Genomic DNA, 23,338 nt, shown 5'->3' with positions numbered 1-23,338 from the left:
CAGCCGTCAAGCCCGGCGTGTCAGCATTCGCGTGGTTTCGCCCTCTTGCTAGTTCGAATCTCGTATCCTCCGCCCTCGCCGGAGGCCTTGTTTTTCTAGGGCTTCCGGCCTTTTTGTTTCCCTTCGTTTTCCCCTCTGGTTCCTTTAGTGTTCCGGTTTCCTGCACTCCGGTGCCATCGCTCCCCCACTCCGGGCCTATAGGCCATAGATTCATCAGCATGGCCGGTCAGTCCCTGTGCCCACAGCCTATCTTGATCGCGCATAATCCTGTCGTTTACGGCCTCGACTCGCACGTTAAACAGGCCTAAACGGATGACCCCGGATTCACCCAAAAGAACGATGAACGTCATTCGACGCACGACTATAGGATCGTATAGCGTGCCCCCTTGCCACGACCAACGCTTCTCAGCCTCCCCGCCTTAACAAGCTTGGACAACTGGTAGTACGCTTGGTTAGCATCGATATGCAGCAATTCTATGACGTCTGCCCGCGTGGCGCCTCCCTGCTCTGCAACCAACTTCATGATGAGCTCCGGCCAGCGCACACGATCGATGTCCGTCTGACGCACATATTCAATGGTCTTGCCACTTCGCCTATACACCTTGGACCCCAAAGTGTAGGCGCGACGGGAGCCATTGCCGGAACCTTCGATCAGACCGGATTCCGTAAGCTGGCCGAGCATGGCACGCAGACGCTGCTCGCTCATATCGAGTTCTTTGTCCAGGGTCTCGAAAGTGCAACGCCGCTCATTCTTGAGCATGTTCAGAATCAGCAAACCATTGACCGGCATCGTCTTGCCGGTACGCTCCTGTTCCTCGGCAAGCATCCTCACGAATTCAACGTCGGGCGCACTACGCTGCAGATATACGGACACGTTGCGTTCGTTCGACGCCGTATAATCAGGCAACGGTCGACCGTAATGCAACGAACCTTCGTAGATGCGGTCAATGCCACGGCCCGTACGCTCGGCCAATCCGGTGCGCTTGAGCGCATCCATCAAGCAGGGGTTGCGCCCGTGTGGCTCGGCAGTGAGTAGGTTATGAATATTGATACCCTCCACGAAACCGCCAGGATTGGCGATAGTCAGTCCAGCATCGTCCAATTGCACACGCACACGTCCGAGTAGGGTGTAGTCGCGATGGCCGAACGCGTTCACCAACGCCTCACGGAATGCCCTATGGTCAAACTCCGGCACCATCGTAGAGAACAGCCCAACGAACAGTTCGACGCTCGGATTCCATGGGGAAAACATATCATTGATCTGCTCGATGGACTTCAGCAACGGCCCACTGCAATCTTGATTAACCTTGATGTCCGTACCGGACATGACTTGAAAGGATGCCCGATGGGTAGGAACGAAACGTTTCAGCGATTCCTCTTTACCCAACAGCAGTAGACCAGTCAGCGTCGGCACGATCTTACCGTCGACGGTCATCGTCAATTGCAGGGACTGCTCCAGCTCCTCGTCGGTAAGTTCCAACAAATTGCGGTCACTGGACTGATAGGTACCGATAATTCGGCGCAGACGCTCGCGCTCAAGGGGATCGAAATCATCACGGGTTGCGTCCGGCACCGGCTGCGCTGAAAAGTCCAAGCGCCCCAAATCGGACAGGCGTGTGACAATCTCATACGGATACATCGGCACGCTCTCCGGAGTACCATCCACCTTCATACGGCGCCGCAGCACCTTCCCCGATTTGGTGGAGACAACACTGCGCGATTTCGGCACATCAATCTGCATCACCGGTACTTCCGGAGTCCCAACTATCTGCGCACGCGCAGAGACCGGTGGAACCGTACGATTGGCGATCATCGCCGATAGACCGACTGCATCCTGATGCACTTTATCGAGACCGGTCGGAGTACCATCATCCTCCACACCCAAATACACCGTGCCGCCATCTGAGTTCGCCAATGCCACAACTGCGTCAAGCAGGTCATCATCGGGCAAGCGCTTCAGGTCGCTCTTGAATTCCAATGATAACGTCTCTTTGCCGTATTCATGCGCCATATAGGCCCCAATCCGTCGCATTTTCTCGATACACTGAATTTTACACTGAATTCAGTGTTTGATAACTGAATTCAGTGTATTCAGTGAAAATTCAATGAAAGCAGTGCAGCAACGCCGTGATGGGCCCCGCCTATGCGAGCCGAACGCAGGTCACTCCCGGCCGGCGCGTTCCTTGACAAGCCGCACCATCATGTCCACGGCTTCGGGAGTGTTGTGGTCGAAGAATAGGCTGGTGCCGGTGTCGAGGCCGGTGATGGCCGTCATATCGTCATCGGTCAGCCGGAAATCGAAGATGTCGATGTTCTGCTCCATGCGATCCTTGTGCGTGGATTTCGGCAGGGCCACGATATCGCGCTGCATGAGCCAGCGCAGGATGACCTGTGCCGCCGATTTGCCATACCGCTCGCCGATGGCCGTCAGCGTCGGATTGGAGAACATGCCTGATTTGCCCTCGCCGAACGGCGCCCACGCCTCCTGGACCACGCCGCGCCGAACCATGTTCTCATGTGCGTCGATCTGCTGGTTGAACGGATTGGTCTCGACCTGACCGACCATGGGGGCGATCTCATTGAACGCGGCTATGTCGGCAAGTCGGTCCGGGGAGAAGTTGCTCACGCCGATCGCGCGCACGACACCCTCCCGATGCAGCTTTTCCAAGGCGTGCCATGCGCCGTAGTAATCGGAAAACGGCTGGTGCAGCAGCACAAGATCGAGATAGTCGGTCTTGAGCTTGCGCAGCGAGACTTCGACCGACTTGAGCGTGTTCTCGTAGCCGTAATTGCTGATCCAGATCTTGGTGGTGACGAACAGGTCCGCACGGTCGATGCCGGACTGAGCGATGCCGTCGCCGACTTCGGATTCGTTGAAGTACGACTGCGCGGTGTCGATGTGGCGGTATCCGGTCTCGATGGCCTCCCGCACGCACCGGGCGCAGTCGTCCTTGCTGATCTGGAAGACGCCGTAGCCGATCTTCGGCATCTCGACGCCGTTGCGCAGGGTGATGGATTCCATGATGAGTCCTTTCGTATGTTCGATGTTGTGTAATCCGTAGTTCCACAAACTATTTGCCGGTAGCTGCTACCGGTCAAATTGCGACATGCCGGTAGATACCACCGGTAGAAACAACCGATACAGTCGTGCAACGATAAGCGATATCGGGCGGACACCCGACCGCACAGAACGGAAGGACCGGTATGCCAGCAGCAACGAACGACCACGATCACCTGTTCACGATGAAACAGGCCTGCGAACGCACCGGTATGAACTACGAGGCGCTGAAGTTCTACTGCAACGAGGGACTCGTCCCCGGTATGCAACGGGACGAGCACAACCACCGCGTCTTCGCCGAACACGACATCGCATGGATCACGGGCCTCGGTTGCCTGCGCCGTTGCGGGCTGGGCATCGCGGAGATGAAGCGGTACGTGGAGCTGTGCGTGATCGGCGAGTCGTCCATCCCCGAACGCAAGCGGATGCTCGACGAAAAGCGGGACGCCCTGCTGGCCAAGCTGCAGGAGGTCAACGAGTCCATCGCCTACATCGACAACAAACAGCGTCTCTACGACGACGTGCTCGCCGGGCGCACCCCCTACCGCAGCAACCTGCTGACGACCTCGTGACCGGCCGCGGCGCCCGGCACGCGCACGGCGAACGACAGCCCTTCCGAGGCCTCCGTCTCGTAGGATGCACCGCACCCGCGGGCCCGCGCCTCGCGCCAGGCTCAGCGTTTTTTGGGTTTGCGGCTCTTGAAGTAGATGTCGAACACGATCCACGCGGATAGGATGAACGCGACCACGTAGCCCATGAACCCGACCACGGGGATACCGAAGATGATCGGCTTCATGCCGGCGAAATACACGATCGACGAGCCGACGAACAGTCCGACGACGATCAACGCCATCGTCAGTCGGTTCAGCATGTCGCTCAGCAGCTTCATCGGCTCCTGCGAGCCGACAAGCTCCATATTGACACGAAGCTGCCCGCGGGTGAGCATGCGCGCGGCCACCTTCGACTCGGTCAGCGCCGACAGCAGGCCGTGCAGCGCCTGATGACCCTCGACCCCAAGCGACTTGAGTTCGTCCTTCGCGGCCTGATCGACGCTCTTGCTGGTGGCGATGTGCTTCGAGATGATCTCGATCATATTGACGTCGGGAATGAACTCGTCGAGCAGCCCCTCAAGCGTGACCAGCGCGCGCGCCACCGTCGTCACCGTGCTCGGCACCTCGATGCCGTGCCGCTGCGCAAGCTGCGTCAACGCCGTCACGAACGCGGCGATGTCGAGTTCCGACAGGTCCACGGTGCCGTATTCGGCGACGATCACATCCAGATCGGCCAGCAGCGCCGGATAGTCCTCCGGCTCGGCCTCGGCTCCGGCGAAACGCAGCAGACCGTCGGCGAGCGCCGGCGAATCCTGCTTGGCCACCGCGAAGATCATCTGCTTGAGCACCGATCGCGTGGTGAGGTTGAGCCGGCCGGTCATGCCCAGGTCGATGAGCACGATCTGCCCGCCGGCGATGATGATGTTGCCTGGGTGCGGGTCGGCGTGGAAGAAACCGGCGTCCAGCACCTGCGTGGCGTAGTTGTCGACGAGCTTGGTGCCGATCTCCTTGAGGTCGTAGCCCGCCTCGACCAGCTGCTCCGGGTGGGATACGGAGATGCCGTCAACGTAGTCCATGACGACCACGTGCTCGGTGCACAGCTCCATGTAGGGCTTCGGGCAGTCCACGTACCGGTACGGCTCGCAGAAGCGTTTGAATTCGCTGAGGTTGCGCGCCTCGACCAGGAAGTCGGTCTCAGATTCGAAGGTGTCCCACAGCTCCTCGACCACGCCGCGCAGATCCACCACCTGCGCGCTGGGCACCATTTTGGCCGCGGCCTTGGCGATAGTGCGCATGATGGACACGTCCTGCGCCATGATCTCGCGCACGCCGGGGCGCTGCACCTTCACCGCCACGTCCTCGCCGGTCAGCAGTTTGGCCCGGTGCACCTGCGCCAGTGACGCGGACCCCAGCGGCACCGCGTCGATGTGCAGGAAAATCTCCTCGACGGGGCGGCCGTATTCATGCGTGAGCGTATCGAGCACGGTCTGGTACGGCATCGGATCGGCGTCGGCGCGCAGCTTCGCCAGCTCGTCGCAGAAGGACTGCGGCAGGATCTCCGAGCGCATCGACAGGATCTGACCGACCTTGACGAAAGTCGGACCCAACGCCTCCAGCATCAGGCGCATCTTGACCGGGGTCAGCCCGTGCACGACGTCGAATTGCCGGGCGATGCTGGTGATCTGCGCCAGCCGCTTGATCTTGCCGCGGCGCGTCAGGTGATAGCGTTCGGCGAACGTATCACGACGGGAGCCGAACAATTCGAGGGTTTCCCTCGATTGTTCGGCTCCTGCGTTCACGTCGGTACGATCGGTCACAACGATGGTTTCTTTCCGTCCCTAATCAGCGTTCGAGAATCCGTGTTCAAGCGGGCCGCGCTCAGTCCTCGGTCTTCTCGGAATCGTCCTTCTTGGACTGTTCCTTGACCTCGGCAGCCTTGCGCTTGAGCTCGGTGTTCAGCGCCTTGCCCTGCTCGACGGTCAGCTCACCCTTCTTGACGAGATCGTCGACGATCTCCTGGCTCTTCTCCACGGTCGTGGCAAGAGCGCCGACGCCCGCCAGAAACACCTTGCGCAGGCCGTCACCAAAATCGAAATCAGCCATGATACGCCTCCTTTGCTTGGATGGTCGCTTTCCAGCCTACTCTACGGTCGGAAGAAAAACACTCGGCCGCAAGGGTGATTATGCCGACGTTTCCGCGATATTCGCGCCAATCCCCGCCGATCGGCCCCAGCCTATCGCGGCCGGGACGCGGCGACGGCACGGGCCCGCTCGGCGGTCCGGTTGAGCCGGTCGAGTTCCGCCGCCAGCTCGGGGGTCTGGTACCGCTCGGGATCGAAGGCCCCGTAGCGCCGTTCGACGGCCGTGCGGATCAGGAAGTCCGCCACCGCGGGGTTCTTGGGCAGCAGCGAGCCGTGCATGTAGGTGCCGATCACGTTGCGCACGCGAGCCCCTTCGGTATGGTCCTGACCGTTGTTGCCGCAGCCTTCCGCGTCGACATGCCCGAACGGGCGCACGCCGTCGTGCAGGAAGGTCTGCCCGGAATGGTTTTCATAGCCGATCACGTCGCCGAACCCGTCGCAATGCTCGACCAGATTGCCGATCATGCGCACGTCCCGGCCGACCGTGTACGCGCCGATCACGCCGATGCCGTCGAGCCGCGCGCCGTCGACCGTTTCGAAGTACTCCCCGAACAGCTGGTACAGGCCGCAGATCATGAGCATCGGCGTGCCGTCCGCGGCGAGGCCTCGCAGCGTGTCGGCGCGGGCGAAGAAGTCGTCGATGATCTTCTTCTGGCCGGTGTCCTGCCCGCCGCCGCCGAGGATCATGTCGACGTGGTCGGGCCACGGATCGCCCTGATTGTAGGCGGTCACGCGCGGCTTGTACCCGTAGAGGGCCAGCCTGCGGGTCACGGTCAGCACGTTGCCGGAATCGCCGTAGATGTTCATGTCCTTCGGGTACAGGGACATGATGTCGATCAGGTTGCTCATATCGGCCTCCTCGCTCCCCTTCACTTGCCCACGCCGGCGTCGGATACGGCGGCGATCCGCCCGAGGGCGGCACGCGCCTTGAGCATCGCGGTGTACGTGCAGTAGATGTGCTTCGCACGCCCGGGATTCGCGCTCGCGAAGGCGATCACCGAGGACTCGAGATCCGTGTCGACCGTGCCGACCGGCACCTGGTCGTACTCGAGGCGCAGCGCCATATCCCACGCCCGCACGCCGGAGACCTGTTTCACGCCCGTTTCACGCAGGCTGGTGAAGTCCACGTCCCACAGCCAGCTCATGTCGCGGCCGTCCGCGTATTCGTCGTTGATCGCGATCATCGTATCGGCGCCCTGCGGCGGGAACGAAGCGAGCGACAGGCGGAAGCCCATCGGATTCTTGACCAGCAGCAGCTCGACCGGGCTGCCGTTCACGTCGATGACCTCGCCGCGGCCGAACGCCGGGGTGACGCGGGAGACGGCGGCGAGCAGCGCATCGCCGCCGCAGGACCGCAGGGCGCTGCCGTCGCGCGCGTCGCGCTGCACCGTGCGCACGACGGCGAGCGCCGCAGCCGCGTTGTACAGGTTGTACACGCCTTCGAGCCGGACACGCGTGGTGGCCGCCTTGCCGTCCATCAGGAAATCGGCTTCATGGTCGCCGACCCGGGTGAGCGTCACGTCGGCCGGCAGCGCGTGCCGGGCCTGAGCGGCGCCATCCGCGTCGCCGCGCCCGTCGCCGCCCTCCGTGCGCGGCGCACCCAAAGTGCACGTCTCCCCCTCCGCCGCAACGGTCGTCGCCATGTCGTCGTCGGACGGGAAGAAGGAGCGCAGATCGTCGGAAAGGCCGAAATAGCGCACCTGCGCGCCGGGCTGGACGAGCTCGGCGAGCCGCACGATGCGCGGGTCCTCGCGGTTGAGCACGACGGTGCCGGTCGTCGCCTCGGCGACATGGCCGAGCAGCCGTGCGGTGTTGTCGATCTCGCCGAAACGGTCGAGCTGGTCGCGCATCACGTTGAGCAGCAGCGCGTACCGGGGGCGGACCTGCTTCACGAAATGCACGGCGTACGCCTCGTCGAGCTCGAGCACGGCGATGTCCGCGTCGAGACGCCCGCCGAGCGTGACCTCGGTGAGCAGCGCGGACACGACGCCGCGCGTGAAGTTCGATCCGGTCGGGTTGGTGAACACCTTCAGCCCGAGATCGCGCAGCATCGAGGCGACCATGCGCGTGGTGGTGGTCTTGCCGTTCGTGCCGGAGACGAGCACCACGCCGAGCGGCAGCCGGCCGAGCGTGCGGGCGAGGAACGCCGGGTCGATCCGCTCGACGACCTTGCCGGGGAACGCGGAACCGCCGTGGCGCAGCAGCCGCGAGGCCCCGCGCACCGCCTTGCCGATCAGCGGCGTCGCGAATGAGTTCCAAGCCATGGCTTACACCCCCTGGTTGTAGTCCTGCGGCATGTCCTTGAATTTGGAGGTCGCGCCGAGGAACGCGAGATGGAATGTTTCGGTCGGGCCGTTACGGTGCTTCGCCATGATGATGTCGGCCTCGCCGGGGCGGTCCTCCTTGTCGTAGAAATCGGGGCGGTGCACCAGGAACACCACGTCGGCGTCCTGCTCGATCGAACCCGATTCACGCAGGTCGGACAGCTGCGGCTTCTTGTCGTTGCGCATCTCCGGGCCGCGGTTGAGCTGCGAAAGCGCCACAACCGGCACCTCCAGCTCCTTGGCGAGCAGCTTGAGCGCGCGGGAGAATTCGGAGACCTCCTGCTGGCGGCTCTCCACGCGCGTGCCCGAGCTCATGAGCTGCAGGTAGTCGATGACCACGAGCTTGAGATCGTTGGTCTGCTTGAGCCGTCGGCATTTCGCGCGAATCTCCATCAGGGACATGTTCGGGCTGTCGTCGATGAACAGCGGGGCGTCGTGCAGTTTGTCCCAGAAGCTGTTGAGCGTGTTCCAGCGCTCCGGCGTGATGTCGTCGGCGCGGCGCATCGCCGCGAGCGGGATGTTCGTCTCGGCGGAGATGATGCGCTGCGCGAGCTCCACCTTGCTCATCTCCAGGCTGAACACGATCGACGTCATGTTGTGGTGCAGGGCCGCGGCGCGCGCGAAGTCGATGCCGAACGTGGACTTGCCCATGGCCGGTCGGCCCGCCACGACGATCATCTGGCCGGGCTGCAGGCCCTGCGTCACGTCGTCGATGTCGCGGAACCCGGTCGGCACGCCCTTTTCCAGCTGGCCGTTCTGCAGTTTGTCGAGCTGGTCGAGCGCATCGTGCACCACGGGGCCGATCGCCGTGTAGTCCTGGCGCACCTTGCCGACGCTCATCTCGTAGACCTCGGCCTGCGCCAGGTTGACCACGTCTTCGGCCTGCGAGCCCTCGGCCGAATAACCGAGCTGCGCGATCTTGGTGCCGGCGGCGATCACGTTGCGCAGCACGGCGCGCTGATGCACGATATCCGCGTAGTACGTGGCGTTCGCGGCGGTCGGCACGGAGGCGACGAGGCTGTGCAGGTAGTCGGTGCCGCCGACCTTGTCGAGATCGCCGTCGGAGAGCAGCTGGTTGGCGACGAGCACCACGTCGACCGGCTGCGACGCGGAGAACAGGCCGATGATCGCCTCATAGATCGTCTGGTGCTTCGGCTGGTAGAAATCGGTGACATCGATCATCTGCGAGACCTCGCCGATCGCGTCCTTGCTCATCAGCATGCCGCCGAGCACGGCCATCTCCGCATCGTCGTCATGCGGGGGCACGCGGTCGAACAGCGCGTCGCGGATCTGCGCCTCGCCGTCATTGCGCGCATACGACGACCCCGAACCGCGGCCCTCCTGCGGGCGCGCACCGTCCCATGAATTTCCGTCTGCCATAGTTATCGAGTATAGGTTCACGGCCGGAAGGCGGCAGATATCGTCGCCTACCGGCCCCGAGGACGGTCTTTGCCGGGCGCAACAGGGAAGATCGAGGCATTACGGCGGCGCATGCACCGACAATAGGGGGAATGCGGTCCCGCTCCCGTCGGTTACGTGCCGTTAACCTCGCGGCTGTTTGCGCGACACGCTCGGACTGCTGCAATGTGGATAAGAAAAATGAGTTATCCACATTCTGGGGATTACACCGTGCACAATCCACCAAGTTATCCACATGATGGGGATAACTCTGTGCACAACTTGGGGATAACCTCTGGATAACTCATCGCGATCCAGCTGAATTCCCGTTTTTGTCCACACCGGGAACTTCGGCCGCGCGCCGCCCGGACCCCCGCCCCTCACGTATTCCCCCTATATCGGGGTCGGCTTCGCGGCTCGCCCGCGTGCGGCCGCCGGCACGGCTCAGCCGGGAGAATGACCGGTACGCCCCGGCGATGCGATGCTGCTAAGTTGAGGGGTATGTCTCAAGGGGAATCCACACATACGGCCGCCATGCCGGGCGGCGCATCCGGCGAGGACGGCCATCGCACCACCACCGACACCACCGACACCACCACCGACGCCCCGCTCGAACGCAAGGCGGTCAATCGGCAGATCCTCACGCTGGCGCTCCCCACCTTCGGACAGCTCATCGCCGAACCGACCTTCGTCCTCATCGACACGGCCATCGTCGGGCACATCAACGACGCGGCGCTGGCCGGGCTGTCGGTCGGGTCCACGATCATCCTCACGGCCGTCGGGCTGTGCATCTTCCTGGCCTACTCGACCACCGCGCAGGTCGCGCACCTGCTGGGCGCCGGACGCCGGCGAGAGGGGATGCAGGCCGGCGTCGACGGCCTGTGGCTGGCGCTGGGCATCGGCCTGCTGCTGGGCATCGGCCTGTTCATCGGCTCGGAGCCGCTGTGCCGCGCGCTCGGAGCGCAGGGTGAGGTCCTGACGCAAGCGGTCATCTACACGCGCACGATCGTGCTCGGCGCACCCGGCATGCTGCTGGTGTACGCGGCGAACGGCATCTTCCGCGGGTTGCAGAAGGTGCGCATCACGCTGATCGCGGCGGTCGGCGGCGCCATCATCAACACGGTGCTGGACGTGCTGTTCGTGATCGTGCTGCATTGGGGCATCGCCGGCTCCGGCATCGCCACGCTGATCGCGCAATGGTTCATGGGGCTGTTTCTGGTCGTCCCGGCGGTGCTGTGGGCCAAGGCCGACGGCGCCGATCTCAGGCCGCGGCTCAGCGGCATCGCCGCCGCGGGCGGTGACGGGCTGCCGCTGTTCATCCGCACGCTGGCGATCCGCGCGGCGATGGTGGCGACGGTCGCCAGCGCGGCTCGCATGGGCACCTCCGTGCTGGCCGGGTTCCAGGCCGTCAACTCGTCGTGGAATTTCGCCATGAACATGCTCGATTCCGTGGGGATCGCCGGGCAGACGCTGGTGGCGGCCGCCTTGGGCGCCACCAGCGTGCACCGGGCCCGCCGCCTGACCACGGCCACCGGCCGGGCCGGGCTGGCCACGGGAGCGGTCATCGGCACGGCGTTCGCTCTGGCGGGCCTTTTCGCCGGGCACTTCTTCTCGCCGAGCCCGCACATCCAGATGCTGGTGGCCGCCGGCATGGTGACGATGGGTGTGTTCTTCCCGCTGCAGGGATGGATGATGTCGATCGACGGCATTCTGATCGGCGCACGCGACTACCGGTATCTCGCCGCCACCTGCACCCTGACCGCGGTGGTCTATATCGCGCTGCTCGCGGTCCTCTCGCGCGCGGTGGCGCCGGCGCTGCCCGGCGACATGGCCCGCACGGCCATGGTCTGGATGGCGTTCAACGTCGTGCTCATGGGCGGGCGAGGCATCTGCAACGGCCTGCGCATCCGCGGCGACCGATGGATGACCGTCCGGGCCGATTGACCCCGCGCTCCCAGCGGGCTACGCGCCCGACCGGTTGAGTTTCCCTTGTCGGGCTCCCCTCATGGAGGGGAGCCCGACAAGGGAATATGCCGCGAAGCGTTATTTCATGTGGTAACGGGTGGCGGTGTAGATGGCCCGGACCAGGGATTCGCGCCATTTGCTCCAGCCGTATTGCTTGGTGATGGTCTCGCCGGCCGTGGCGCCGAGCGAGGACCCGTCGGCGCGGGTCAGATCGAACAGCATGTCGAGCAGGACCGGGTCGTGGTCGAGCCGGCCGGCCAGATCGGAACCGACCGCGGGATCGCTGGGATTGCGGCCCATCGCGAATTCGGACAGCGTCAGATGCTCGCGCACCAGCAGCGTGGCCCAGCGCACGATGTCGCGGTCGAATCCCATGCGATTCAGGATCACCGGCACATGCCGGGCGCCCTCGGCCGCGTGGTCGGCGATGAACGGGCGCTTGCCGATATCGTGCAGCAGACCGGCCAGCAGCAGCGCCGTATAGCGCTCGCCGTCGTACCGCCTTCCGCTGGCGGCCGACGTGCGGGTGAGCCGGGAGACGACCTCGACGCTGTGCCGGTCGATGGTGTACCGGTGGGCCGCCGACGCGCTCGGGCGGTTGCGGATGCCCAGCCACTCGGGCATCCAGCGGCCGGGGATGTCCACGAAATCGATCTCGTCCCACACGCGCATCAGCTCGGAGCCGCTGTCCAGCAGCCGCACGAACAGATCGCGCGATTCGTCGTTCCACACCGAATCCCTGATCGGGCTGCGCTTGAGATTGCCCAGCGTCGAGGGATTGATCGGCAACCCGGACTCGGCCGAGGCTACGGCCACCCGCAGCGGCAGCACCGCATCGGCGGCCGGATCCACGCCGGGAGCGAGCACGATCTCGTGCTCGTGCGCGACGACGCCGGGGGCGAGCGTCTCGAAGGTCGGCGCCTCGCGCCTGCCGCCGGCGCGCGGATTCATCATCTGGAAGAACGAGAACCGGGGCTTCTCGTGCGTGAGCGAATGCTCGGCGCGCGAGGCCGTGGAGTCGAGGGCGAAGGCGATCTGCCGCCCGATGCGCGCCAGCCTCGTCTGCAGATCGTCGATGGACTCCGCCTCGCGCTCGCCTTCGGGAAGCGTCGGATCGGCGAGGCCGAGCATCGCGGCGACCTTCGCCTGATAGGGTGCGAGCAGCAGGTTCGTGTCCTTGCCGGCGACCAAGTGGATGCAGTCGCGCACGTCGAGCAGCGCGTCGACGGCGTCGTCGTACACGCCGTGGGGGCGGTCGGCCAGCCATGACGCGGCGAGCGCGGAGACGAGCACCGAATCGCGCAGCCCGCCGCGCGTCTCCTTGATGTCCGGCTGGTTGATATACGGCAGGCGGCCAAACTCGTTGAGCCGGCTCTCCGCCGATTGCAGCAGCTCGGGCAGCCGCTTGCGCGCGGCCTTGCGCCACCGTTCGAGGATGGAGGTGGCCGTCGCCTCGATCAGCGCCCGGTCACCGGCGATCGGGCGCACGTCGAGCCAGCCCATCGCCGCGGGCAGGTCGTGGTCGGTCACCGACTCGCACTGCTGCCGGGTGCGCACCGAATGGTCGAGGTCGAGACCGGAATCCCACAGCGGATACCACAGCTTGTTGGCCAATTCGTTGAGCTGCCGGTCATTCAGCGCATGGGCGTCGTAGATCAGCACCAGGTCGAGGTCGGAGGACGGGCCGATCTGGCCGCGGGCGAGCGAGCCGACCGAGGCGAGCCCGATACCCGTGCCGGGCACGGCGAACGGCACGGCGTCGCACGCCTCGGCCCACAGCGCCTGCAGGCATTCCATCGCCAGTTCGGTGCGCGCCCGGCGCTTGGCCGCGCCGTTGCGGTAGATGCCGTCCGCATCCGGCCGGCTCATGTCCATGAAACGCCGCTTGAGGTTGTCCACCGCCGAAGTCATCGGGATCCTTGCCTTTGCTTGAGAGGAACTTGGGAAAATGCGAGCGCCGCGCCGCATACGATAATCCCCGCACGGCGCGAGGCACATGCGGGGATCTGTCTTATCGATAACCCGAACACGCCGGAACGCTTCGGGCCGCTTTATTGTCAGATCGCGGCGGATCCGGTCTCGCCGGTACGCACGCGGGTCACGGAGTCGAGCGGGGCGACCCACACCTTGCCGTCGCCGATCGTGCCCGAGCCGGCGGACTTGACGATCACGCCGACGAGCGTTTCGGCATCGGCGTCGTCGGACAGCACCTCGACGCGGATCTTCGGGATCAGATCGACGGTGTATTCGGCACCGCGGTAGACCTCGGTGTGGCCGCGCTGGCGGCCGTAGCCGTTGGCCTCGGAGACGGTCAGGCCGTGCACGCCAGCGGCGGCGAGCGCTTCCTTGACGTCGTCGAGCTTATGGGGCTGGATGATAGCGGTGATGAGCTTCATCTCACCTTACCTCCTTGAGAACGGAGCTGGCAGTACCAGCAAAATCGTATGCGCGTTCGCCCTGATCGGCAAGATCGATGCCACCGACCTCCTGGGCTTCGCTGACGCGCCAGCCGATGGTCTTCTCCAGGGCGAAGGCGATGATCGCGGTGATCACGCCGGAGTAGAGCATGGCGCACAACGCGATGATGACCTGCACGGCCAGCTGGCGCCAGTCGCCGCCGGCCAGCAGGCCGGTGCCCTCGCCGAAGAAGCCGATGAGGACGGTGCCGGTGAGGCCGCCGACGCCGTGCACGCCGACCACGTCAAGCGAGTCGTCGTAGCCGAACTTGAACTTGAGGCCGCAGGCGAAGCAGGTCAGCACGCCGGAGATGGCGCCGATGACCATGGCCCACAGCGGGGAGACCACATCGGCGGCCGGGGTGATGGCGACCAGACCGGCGACCATGCCCGAGGCGGCGCCCATCGCGGTGTAGTGGCCCGAGCGGATCTTCTCGGTGAAGCCCCAGGCGAGCATGGCGGCCGCGGTGGCCGCGGTGGTGCTCATCCACGCATAGCCGGCAGTGCCGTTCGCGGCGAAGGCGGAACCGGCGTTGAAGCCGAACCAGCCGAACCACAGCAGGAAGGCGCCGAGCATGACGAACGGGACGTTGTGCGGGCGGAACGGCTGCGTGCCGAAGCCCTTGCGCTTGCCGATGATCAGCACGATCACGAGCGCGGCCATTGCGGCGTTGATATGGACGACGGTGCCGCCTGCGAAGTCGTGGGCCGCGGCGCCGATCGCCTGGGAGATCGCGCCGTCGCCGGACAGCAGGCCTTTGTTCCAGACCATGTGCGCCATCGGCGCGTAGTCGAAGGTGATCCACAGCGCGACGAAGATCATCCAGGTGCTGTACTTGACGCGTTCGGCGAGCGCGCCGCAGATCAGGCCGACAGTGATCATCGCGAAGGTGACCTGGAAGGCGACGTCGATGCTGCCCGGGTAGGAGCCGGACGTGTCGGCGGCGGTGAAGACGCCGTCCTTGGCGACCATCGAGTCCTTGAGAAGGAAGCCGGTTGCGGGATCACCGAAGATTCCCCCGATCGACGTGCCCGCATAGGCGATCGACCAGCCCCACAGGGTCCAGATGACGGCGGTGACCGACAGCGCGGCCGCCTCCAGCATCAGCATGTTCAGCACGGCCTTGGCACGAACCATGCCTCCGTAGAAAAACGCCACACCCGGCGTCATGAGGAAAACCAGGGACGCGGATGTCAACATCCATGCAGCATTTCCGGTGTCCATGTCTACCTCCCTCTCTTGTATGTTTCACGCCAGCCCGTTATACGAACCGAGCGACTGAATGACTCTTGCGCCGTCCCCTGTACAGGGGCTAACACCATGGTATGGAACGCCCACCGCGTTTTCAACAAGTTACGCGAGGTTACGCGCATGTAAAACCCGGCGGGGCGCGAGGACCGCATACCATCCGGCGAAGCACCGATTGTACGCCAATTCGCCGGCATTTCCCGATATGCACCCCCTATTCCACGGCAAACGCCCGCCCCGATGAGGATCGGGGCGGGCGTTTCACGATGCGGTCAGTTCCCGTCGGCGCGCGTATGCCATCATGCCGCGGCGGGCCGGCCCGGCGTCAGGCAAGAATGCCGTCGACGAAGCCCTCCGGGTCGAAGGGGGCCAAGTCGTCGGGACCTTCGCCGAGGCCGACGAGCTTGACCGGCACCCCGAGCGCCTGCTGCACGGAGATCACGATGCCGCCCTTGGCGGAGCCGTCGAGCTTGGAGAGCACCACGCCGGTGATGCCGATCGCCTCGGCGAACACCTTGGCCTGGGTCATGCCGTTCTGGCCGGTGGTGGCGTCGAGCACGAGCAGCACCTCGTCGACGGGCAGGTTCTTTTCGGTGACGCGGCGGATCTTGCCCAGCTCGTCCATCAGATTCGCCTTGTTCTGCAGGCGGCCGGCCGTGTCGATGATGAGCACGTCGGCGTTCTCCTCCTTGGCCCGGGAGGCGGCCTCGAACGCGACGGACGCCGGGTCGGCGCCACCCTTGTCGGAACGGACAACCGGCACGTTCACCTTCGCGCCCCACGTTTCGAGCTGATCGGCCGCCGCCGCGCGGAAGGTGTCGGCGGCGCCCATGATGACCCGCTTGTCCTCGGAGACGAACAGGCGCGCGAGCTTGCCCGCGGTCGTGGTCTTGCCGGTGCCGTTGACGCCGACCATGATGATGACGGAAGGCTTGCCGGCGCCCTCCTTGCTGGCGTTGAGCCGGCGGTCGGTGTCGCGGCCGACCAGATCGAGCAGCTTCTCCTTGAGGCTGGCGCGCACCTCGGCCGGGTCGGCCTTGCCGGTGATGCGGGCGTCCTTGCGCAGTTCCTCGACGAGCCGCTCGCTGGCCTCGGCGCCGACGTCGGCGAGCAGCAGCGTGTCCTCGACGTCCTCCCAATCGGCTTCGGTGAGGTTGTCCTTGGTGAGGATGTTGAACAGCGCCTTGCCGAACGGGTTGGAGCTGTTGGCGAGCTTCGCCTTGAGGCGGGTGATGCGCGATGCGGAGGATTCCGGCTTCTCTCGGGTCGGAGCGGGAGTGGGGGTCGCGGGCTGCTTCGGCGCCTCGGGGGTCTTGGGGGCTTCGGGAGCTCCGGCTGCTTTATCCGCTTCCGCTTTAGCCGCTTCAGCCGCCGCAGCTGACGGGGCGGGCACCTCTTCGGCGGCACCGGCCTGGGCGGCGGCCCGTTCCTGCGCGATGCGCGCATCGGCCCTGGCCTTGGCCTCCTCCTCGGCCTTGACGAGCGCGCGCTTGCGCGAGCGGTCGAACAGCGAGCCGATCACGATCAATACGACGGCGATAACTACAACGGCCACAATGCCGATCATCACATTGGTATCCATATCTTCAGCCTAAAAACCGCAACGGACAGCGCCGCCTCATGGCGCGGCCGGGCGCCGGGCCGGCCATTAGGCAATCCGCCCCCGACTGACCGGATACGCGCCGCCACGCGTTCCGGCCATGGCGCAATCGGCCCCATACGCCGCCGAACATCCGGCGGCGGTGCCAAACTGGTGCCATGGCCAATGCTTCACGAATGACATCACTGCAACGCCGCGAACAACTGATTCAGGTTGGTCGCGCGCTGTTCGCGTCCAAGGGGTTCGAAGCGGTGAGCGTGGAGGAGATCGCGGCCAGCGCGAAGGTCAGCAAGCCGATCGTGTACGAGCATTTCGGCGGCAAGGAAGGCCTGTACGCGGTGATCGTGGATCGCGAGATGCGCGCGCTGACCACGGTGCTGACGAGCGCGCTCAACGATTCGACCGCGCACCCCCGCCAGATCGTGGAGCGGACGGCGCTGGCGCTGCTGAGCTACATCGAGCAGAACGCGGACGGGTTCCAGGTGCTGGTGCGCGATTCGCCGAGCACCGATCCGGCCGGCTCGTTCAGTTCGCTGCTGGGCGACGTGAGCCTGAAGGTCGAGAATCTGCTCATGGAGGCGTTCAAGCGGCAGAAGCTGCCGGTGAAGGGGGTGCCGTACTACGCGCAGATGCTGGTTGGCATGACCGTGTTCACCGGCCAGTACTGGGCGGACCGCCCGAAGGTCAGCAAGGAGCAGCTCGCCGCGTACATCGTCGATCTGGCATGGCACGGGCTGTCCCGGCTGGATGCCAAGCCGGAACTGCGGTTCGAGGGCCGCAAGGCCCGACAGTCCGCGAAGCGCGGGGCTCCCGACGACGACGCACGGCGCCGGGAGGCGCAAGGGGGCGAGACGGCCTCGCAAGACACGGCCTCGCAAGACTCGGCCGCCGCATCGCGCGAGGACACGGCACGGGACGGGGCGCCGGAAGCGGAAGCAGGCGACGACTCGAGGCCTGACGCGGCATAGTCCCGCAGGCCGCGGACCGTCGGTAAGCCGCGCATCGGATGCGGCGTATCACACGCTGCGTCACATCGCACGCTGCGTCACATCGGTCGCAGCGCCGCACGCCACGTCGCGTCGCCCACAGTCCGGACACGGGTCGTGGCACATATCAGCCGACATTCCCCCGAATCATGCCGTGCGTCGTCGGCGAGCAAAATCGGCATCGGCGATCCGCATACGGCAAGGAGATGCCCCCGAACGGCACCGATCCCACGGCGATCAGGGGAATATCAGGGACTCCGATCATGCGTTCAGGGATGCAGAACGTGTACAAACCACCTATCGATGCCCGCTAGGTGCTAGGTTTGGGGAAGGAAAACAGATGACCCGCCCTGGGCGGTACCGGTAGGTTAACGAGGAGCGTATGAAGCAGAACACCCCGGCAACACTGACGTTCGTGGTGCCCGCATACAATATGGAGACCTATCTTGAGCGCTGCATTTCCTCGCTGCTGTCGGCGAGCGACACCAGCGACATCGAGGTGCTGATCGTCGACGACGGTTCCTCCGACTCCACTCCCCAGCTGGCCGACACGTACGAGAAGCGCTGGCCGAGCGTGCGCGCGATCCATCAGCAGAACAAGGGGCACGGCGGCGCGGTGAACACCGGCATCGCCAACGCGCGCGGCACGTACATCAAGGTCGTGGACGCCGACGACTGGGTCGACCCGCAGTCGATCGACACGATGATGGCCACGCTGCGCGAGCAGCGCGCGTCCGGCGACCCGGTCGATATGGTCGTCACCAACTACGTGTATGACAAGGTGAGCAAGCGCCGCAAGCACGTCGTCAATTTCCGCCGCGCCATGACGCCCGGCGAAATCCAGGGATGGGACGATCTGGGCCGGTTCGGCATCGCCGAGTACATCCTCATGCACGCGCTCATCTTCCGCACCGAGGTGGTGCGCGCTTCGGGCATGCGGCTGCCGGAGCACACCTTCTACGTGGATTTCATCTACGCCTATCAGCCGTTCACCCAGGTGCGGACGATACTGTACCTGGATATGCCGTTCTACCACTACTTCATCGGCCGCGAGGGCCAGAGCGTGCAGACCGACGTGATGATCCGCCGCGTCAACCAGCTGCGGCTCGTGAACCGCCGCATGGTGGAGGCGACGCCGGAACCGGGCACCGTGCCCGACGGGCTGTACCGCTACATGATCCATTTCCTCGCGATCGAGAGCTCGGTCACCAGCGTGTTCCTGATCCTGTCGCGCGATCCGGAGAACTACAAGCTCAAGGACCAGCTGTGGGCCGACCTCGACGCCGCGTCCCCCGCGATCAGCCATGACGTGCGCAAGAAGCTGATCGCGCGTGCGATCAATCTCCCCGGTTCCGTCGGCCGCTGGATCATCCGCCAGGGCTACCGCATCGCGGAAGGCATCGTCGGCTTCAACTAGCCGCGGCTCTCCCGGCATCCCAAACCGACCGTATGTCAGCAGCCTGCTGGCATACAGCCTTCCCGACATCCCAAATCGGCCGTATGCCAGCATGTACTCATGCGCTTCTGCAGCGTATGAGCGCGCGAGCGTATGAGTGCGTAAGTACGTGCACGCGCTGTTAATGCATATGTTGTTAACAAATAGAGCGTATGCTTCACTCCTTGCAGACGGTGCGACACCTATGCGATCCCCGATCCATAAGGCCGAACCGATACAATGATGCCGGCAGTGCAGCACGATGCGCGATATGGCGCAACGGCCCCGGTATGCAGGGCACAACAGCAAGGGAGAGATATGCAGTTCGAATGTTCCGGCACCACGGTGCTGTTCGACGAGGATACGCTGAAGCTCACGTTCCGCCGCGACGAGGCGACATGGGGCTGGCGCGACGGCTTCGAGCCGACACTGGTCTGCGAACAGGGCACCTTCCCGTTCACCCAGGCGGCGAAGATCACGCACGAGAGCCGCGAGACCGGCACCGGAGTCGGCGTGTACAGCACCTTCGCGGGCTTCGGCGGCACGCCGTACACCTTCGCGACCTACATCTGGATCGAGCGCTCGTCCGGCGACGTGCTCTTCGAATGGATCCCGCTCAACGAGGACGGGCTCAGCGCCACCATGCTGAACTGGCCCGGCGAAATGGCGTTCGACGACGCCGACGGGCACTGCGCCACGCTCATCAACGACGAACAGGGCGTCATGATCCCCAACACCTGGCCGGCGCCGGTGACCACCGCCGACGTCACCTTCGAGGGGCGCTTCGACACCGCGGGCAGCTACATGCCGTGGTTCGCGCAGCTGCGCGGCGACGCGCACGCCTACATCGCGATCTGCGAGACGCCGTGGAACGCCGGCTACGCGATCGACCACCCCGCCAACGGCCCCTACACGCACGTCGGCATGTGGTTCGACCCGAGCCTCGGCACGATGGCGTACCGCCGCGTGGCGCGCTATCGCTTCCTCAAGGACGCCGATCACACCGCCATCTGCAAGACGTACCGCGCGTACGTCAACGAGCGCGGGCGCCTGCGCACGCTGGCCGAAAAGGCGGCGCGCAACCCCTCGATCCACCGGCTGATCGGCTGCTCGTGGATGCACGTCGGCATCAAGACCGTGGTGCAGCCCGAATCGTCGTTCTATGACCACGAGCACCCCGAGAACAACAACTCGCTGGTCACCTTCGCGGCGCGCGAGCGCCAGCTGCGCACGCTGCACGAGCTGGGCGCCGGCCGCATCTACATGCATCTGGACGGTTGGGCGCAGCCCGGCTACGACAACGAGCACCCGGACTACCTGCCCGCATGCCGCGAGGCCGGAGGCTGGGAGGGCATGAAGTCGCTGGTCGACACCTGCCATGGCTACGGCGACCTGTTCGGCACGCACGACCAGTACCGCGACTACTACTTCACCGCGCGCACCTTCGACAAGCGCAATGCGGTCCGTCTGGCGGACGGCACCATGCCCGAGCACTCGCGCTGGGCCGGCGGCCACCAGACCTACCTGTGCGCCGAGCTCGCGCCGGATTACGTGCGCCGCAACTTCGCCGAGATCGCCGCGCACGGCATCACGCTGGACTGCGCGTATCTGGACGTGTTCACCTGCAATGAGGGCGACGAATGCTCGAACCCCGACCACCGCATGACCCGCCGCGAGTGCTACGACCGCCGCGCCGAATGTTTCGAGTACCTGCTGTCGCACGGCATCCTGTCCTCGTCCGAGGAGGTGTCCGACTGGGCCGTGCCGAGCCTGGTGTTCTGCCACTACGCACCCTACGACTTCCAGATGCGCTCGCCCGAGGCGCCGCGCCACGGCATTCCGGTGCCGCTGTACAACCTCGTCTACCACGACTGCGTGATCCAGCCGTGGATGATGGAGCGCGTGGTCAACGGCGACGACTACATGCTCTACGCGCTGCTCAACGGCGGCGCGCCGTACCTGATCCGCGACGCCGCGTATGTCGGCGTGGACGGCGATATGGACGACGCGCAGCGCGCCCAGGCCGAGAACGACATCGAGCGCTGCCAGATCGTGGCCGCGCTGCATGAGCGCGTCGGCATGAGCGAGCTGGTGCGCCACGAGTTCGTCGACGGCGATCCGCTCGTGCAGCGTTCGACCTTCGCCGACGGCACGAGCGTGACCTGCGACTTCCACACGCAGGAGTACCGCATCGAGCAGTAGCCGGCGGCGGCGCCGAGAAGCGGGCAAACGCGGATGTGCCGAGGGGCCGGGCCACGAAGGTCCGGCCCCTCGGCACATGTCGTCATATCCGCGTTTGCGATCGTTTGCATGCGGCCATGCACCCGGCCAATGCGCGCTACTGTCGAGTTGTCGGTGCATGGGTCTGTAGTGAAACCGGTTGCCATCCGGTATTATGCCCTCAAAATGGCTTCATACCGTCGGCGTCTCCGACCCCACGCACCGACAACTCGCGTCCACGCAACAATCGCCGGCCTGCAACGGCCGCGACAGGCGAATCCGACGGGCGTCTCACACCCATCGGTCGGACATGGCAAAGGAATTGCGCATCAGGTTGCTGGCCGTATAGAGCACGTCGCCGAGCAGCTTGGTCGTATGCGTGCGCAGATAATCCGCCATGGTCCCATTCGCCGCTTCAAGGCGCGCACGAACCGAATCGATATCGCCGGCGTCTTCGCCGCCGCCGGCGAGAGACGCATCCGTATCGGCGACCAGACGATGGCCGAACACGCGCACCTGCTCCGCATACCCTTCGATCGCGTTGTTGGTGTCGAACCAATGCGCGTCCGCCAGCGCGGCGATCAGCCGATTCGTCCAGTACAGGTTGTCGGTGGACACTTCCGGAGTGGTGTCGCGCAGGTAGGCCGGCGTATCCGCGACGTTCGCGTAGAACGGCGCAACGGCGGTGAACGGGCCCGAGCCGTAGGCGATCCACATCACCGCGCGGCTGGATTCCGGCGCATACGGGCGCAGCTGCATGGCGACCATATGCCCGGTGCGGTTGATGCCGATCGGGCGATAGCGGTGCCGCGATTCGGGCGTGCCCAATGTGCCGTACGGGTCGTACGGCGTGTCCTCGAAGTGGGACGACATCAGGAAATCCACGTCCTCGATGGTCACGGCGTTTTCGGGCACGCGGCACCACGGGATGTCACCGGATACCGGCGTATAGCGCGCGGAAGGCGAATCCCAGTCCTCGCTCGGGTTCAGATGGCGCTGCATGTACCAAGCGCGCGGCGTGTTGTAGATGCGGTCCTTGGGCGTGCTCGTGCCGAAGGCCATGCGCGGGTTGAACCGGTCGCCGGAAGCGGCGGAGGAGCCGGCGGCGAACCCGGCGGCCCCCACAGCGGCGGGGCGCACCGTGCGGGAGAGGTGGTTGTCCGCCATGAACCCGCGCAGATCGGCGCTGCACAGATACTCGCGTTGGGCGCCGAAGGCGTCGGCCAGATCGAAGTCGTCGATGCCGAGCTGGTTGGGAATCGTCGCATAGCAGTCGTCGGGCACGCGGCGGGCGATCCAATGGTGGCCGCCGATCGTTTCGACGTACCAGATCTCGTCCACGTCGGAGATGATCACGCCGTTCGATTCGTATGTGCCGTATTGCTCGAGCAGCTCGCCGAGCCGCCGCACGCCTTCGCGCGCGGTGCGCACGTACGGCAGCACGAGGGTGATGATGTCCTCCTCGCCGATGCCGCCCGGCTGCTCGGCGCGGTACCCGGCCTCGCCGGCCTCGCCCGAGGACGGCCGCAGCGCCACGAGCGGATCGGCGGCCAGCACGCGCTCGTTGACGGCTATGGTCTCGGTGGCGCTCATCGCCACGTTATGCTCGTTGACGCCGGCCTCGGCGAGCACCCCGCGATTGGGCAGCACGTTCGGCACGATCGAATACCGACAGGGATCGTCCGGCAGATCGATATCGACGTGGCTGAGCGTGCTGCGGTAGCGCCGCGGCTGATCGGCCGGGTCCACTGCCACGAACCGCTTGGGATCGTAGCGCCCCGAACCCGAATCGTCATTGCGGGCGATGATGGTGGAGCCGTCGTAGCTGGCGGCCTTTCCGACAAGTATGGTGGTGCATGACATGCTGCCCAACTCTAGAAGCAGGGGTGACTTTCGAGGGGCGCGCATGGGCCGTCGGCATTTTCGCGAAGGGCGAGTTTATGCCGGATAATGCG

Annotated in this window: 17 protein-coding genes; 5 read left to right on the top strand and 12 right to left on the bottom strand. The window is 65.0% G+C overall.

Annotated features, from left to right (window positions below; all coding sequences use genetic code 11):
- Positions 1 to 361: 361 nt before the first annotated feature.
- Complete coding sequence (locus BBSC_RS01115) at positions 362 to 2,011, bottom strand: RNA-binding domain-containing protein (protein WP_033516849.1); 1,650 nt, start codon at positions 2,009 to 2,011, stop codon at positions 362 to 364.
- 150 nt (positions 2,012 to 2,161) lie between these two features.
- Positions 2,162 to 3,022 carry an aldo/keto reductase gene (locus tag BBSC_RS01110; protein ID WP_033516750.1) on the bottom strand — a complete coding sequence of 287 codons (861 nt, stop codon included), beginning with the start codon at positions 3,020 to 3,022 and terminating at the stop codon, positions 2,162 to 2,164.
- Positions 3,023 to 3,204: 182 nt separating this feature from the next.
- Between BBSC_RS01110 and BBSC_RS01105 the strand changes: the two genes are divergently transcribed.
- On the top strand, positions 3,205 to 3,630 hold the full coding sequence (locus BBSC_RS01105) for a MerR family transcriptional regulator (protein ID WP_033516752.1): 426 nt from the start codon (positions 3,205 to 3,207) through the stop codon (positions 3,628 to 3,630).
- 101 nt (positions 3,631 to 3,731) lie between these two features.
- On the opposite strand, the gene BBSC_RS01100 is transcribed toward BBSC_RS01105, so the two are convergent.
- The 5 genes from BBSC_RS01100 to dnaB form a co-directional block, all read right to left on the bottom strand.
- Positions 3,732 to 5,426 carry an ABC1 kinase family protein gene (locus tag BBSC_RS01100; protein WP_231649165.1) on the bottom strand — a complete coding sequence of 565 codons (1,695 nt, stop codon included), beginning with the start codon at positions 5,424 to 5,426 and terminating at the stop codon, positions 3,732 to 3,734.
- A gap of 61 nt (positions 5,427 to 5,487) precedes the next feature.
- Complete coding sequence (locus BBSC_RS01095; RefSeq protein WP_033516754.1) at positions 5,488 to 5,712, bottom strand: phasin family protein; 225 nt, start codon at positions 5,710 to 5,712, stop codon at positions 5,488 to 5,490.
- 131 nt (positions 5,713 to 5,843) lie between these two features.
- On the bottom strand, positions 5,844 to 6,599 hold the full coding sequence (locus BBSC_RS01090) for a type 1 glutamine amidotransferase (protein ID WP_033516756.1): 756 nt from the start codon (positions 6,597 to 6,599) through the stop codon (positions 5,844 to 5,846).
- Positions 6,600 to 6,619: 20 nt separating this feature from the next.
- The gene (locus BBSC_RS01085) at positions 6,620 to 8,014 is read right to left on the bottom strand and encodes a Mur ligase family protein (protein ID WP_033516758.1); all 1,395 of its coding nucleotides are present in this window, start codon (positions 8,012 to 8,014) and stop codon (positions 6,620 to 6,622) included.
- Positions 8,015 to 8,017: 3 nt separating this feature from the next.
- Positions 8,018 to 9,454 carry a replicative DNA helicase gene (gene dnaB / locus BBSC_RS01080; RefSeq protein WP_081892959.1) on the bottom strand — a complete coding sequence of 479 codons (1,437 nt, stop codon included), beginning with the start codon at positions 9,452 to 9,454 and terminating at the stop codon, positions 8,018 to 8,020.
- A 519-nt stretch (positions 9,455 to 9,973) separates the two neighbouring features.
- On the opposite strand from dnaB, the gene BBSC_RS01075 reads away from it, so the two are divergent.
- A complete protein-coding gene (locus tag BBSC_RS01075) occupies positions 9,974 to 11,416 on the top strand; it encodes an MATE family efflux transporter (protein ID WP_081892960.1) in 1,443 nt (480 codons plus the stop codon).
- Positions 11,417 to 11,515: 99 nt separating this feature from the next.
- Here BBSC_RS01075 and BBSC_RS01070 read toward each other — a convergent pair whose 3' ends face one another.
- The 4 genes from BBSC_RS01070 to ftsY form a co-directional block, all read right to left on the bottom strand.
- Positions 11,516 to 13,348: a [protein-PII] uridylyltransferase family protein gene (locus BBSC_RS01070; RefSeq protein WP_033516760.1), complete on the bottom strand. Its 1,833-nt coding sequence runs from the start codon at positions 13,346 to 13,348 to the stop codon at positions 11,516 to 11,518.
- 146 nt (positions 13,349 to 13,494) lie between these two features.
- Positions 13,495 to 13,833 (bottom strand): P-II family nitrogen regulator, encoded by a 339-nt coding sequence (locus BBSC_RS01065; RefSeq protein WP_003814240.1) that lies wholly within the window; start codon positions 13,831 to 13,833, stop codon positions 13,495 to 13,497.
- 1 nt (position 13,834) lies between these two features.
- Positions 13,835 to 15,118 carry an ammonium transporter gene (locus tag BBSC_RS01060; protein ID WP_033516764.1) on the bottom strand — a complete coding sequence of 428 codons (1,284 nt, stop codon included), beginning with the start codon at positions 15,116 to 15,118 and terminating at the stop codon, positions 13,835 to 13,837.
- A 349-nt stretch (positions 15,119 to 15,467) separates the two neighbouring features.
- Positions 15,468 to 16,724, bottom strand: a complete 1,257-nt coding sequence (ftsY, locus tag BBSC_RS01055; protein WP_033516766.1) for a signal recognition particle-docking protein FtsY — start codon at positions 16,722 to 16,724, stop codon at positions 15,468 to 15,470.
- A gap of 194 nt (positions 16,725 to 16,918) precedes the next feature.
- Between ftsY and BBSC_RS01050 the strand changes: the two genes are divergently transcribed.
- From BBSC_RS01050 to BBSC_RS01040, 3 genes are all read left to right on the top strand, one after another.
- Positions 16,919 to 17,710, top strand: a complete 792-nt coding sequence (locus tag BBSC_RS01050; protein ID WP_046726157.1) for a TetR/AcrR family transcriptional regulator — start codon at positions 16,919 to 16,921, stop codon at positions 17,708 to 17,710.
- Positions 17,711 to 18,110: 400 nt separating this feature from the next.
- The gene (locus BBSC_RS01045) at positions 18,111 to 19,145 is read left to right on the top strand and encodes a glycosyltransferase family 2 protein (RefSeq protein ID WP_033516768.1); all 1,035 of its coding nucleotides are present in this window, start codon (positions 18,111 to 18,113) and stop codon (positions 19,143 to 19,145) included.
- Positions 19,146 to 19,481: 336 nt separating this feature from the next.
- Complete coding sequence (locus BBSC_RS01040) at positions 19,482 to 21,365, top strand: DUF5696 domain-containing protein (RefSeq protein ID WP_033516770.1); 1,884 nt, start codon at positions 19,482 to 19,484, stop codon at positions 21,363 to 21,365.
- A 309-nt stretch (positions 21,366 to 21,674) separates the two neighbouring features.
- Here the strand turns inward: BBSC_RS01040 and BBSC_RS01035 are convergent, their stop codons facing one another.
- The gene (locus BBSC_RS01035) at positions 21,675 to 23,246 is read right to left on the bottom strand and encodes a C69 family dipeptidase (protein ID WP_033516773.1); all 1,572 of its coding nucleotides are present in this window, start codon (positions 23,244 to 23,246) and stop codon (positions 21,675 to 21,677) included.
- Positions 23,247 to 23,338: the final 92 nt, after the last annotated feature.

Origin of the sequence: Bifidobacterium scardovii JCM 12489 = DSM 13734 (assembly GCF_001042635.1) — a bacterium.
Taxonomy (GTDB): domain Bacteria; phylum Actinomycetota; class Actinomycetes; order Actinomycetales; family Bifidobacteriaceae; genus Bifidobacterium; species Bifidobacterium scardovii.
Note: the sequence above shows the minus strand (reverse complement) of the source record. Positions and strands in the feature narration are given on the sequence as shown.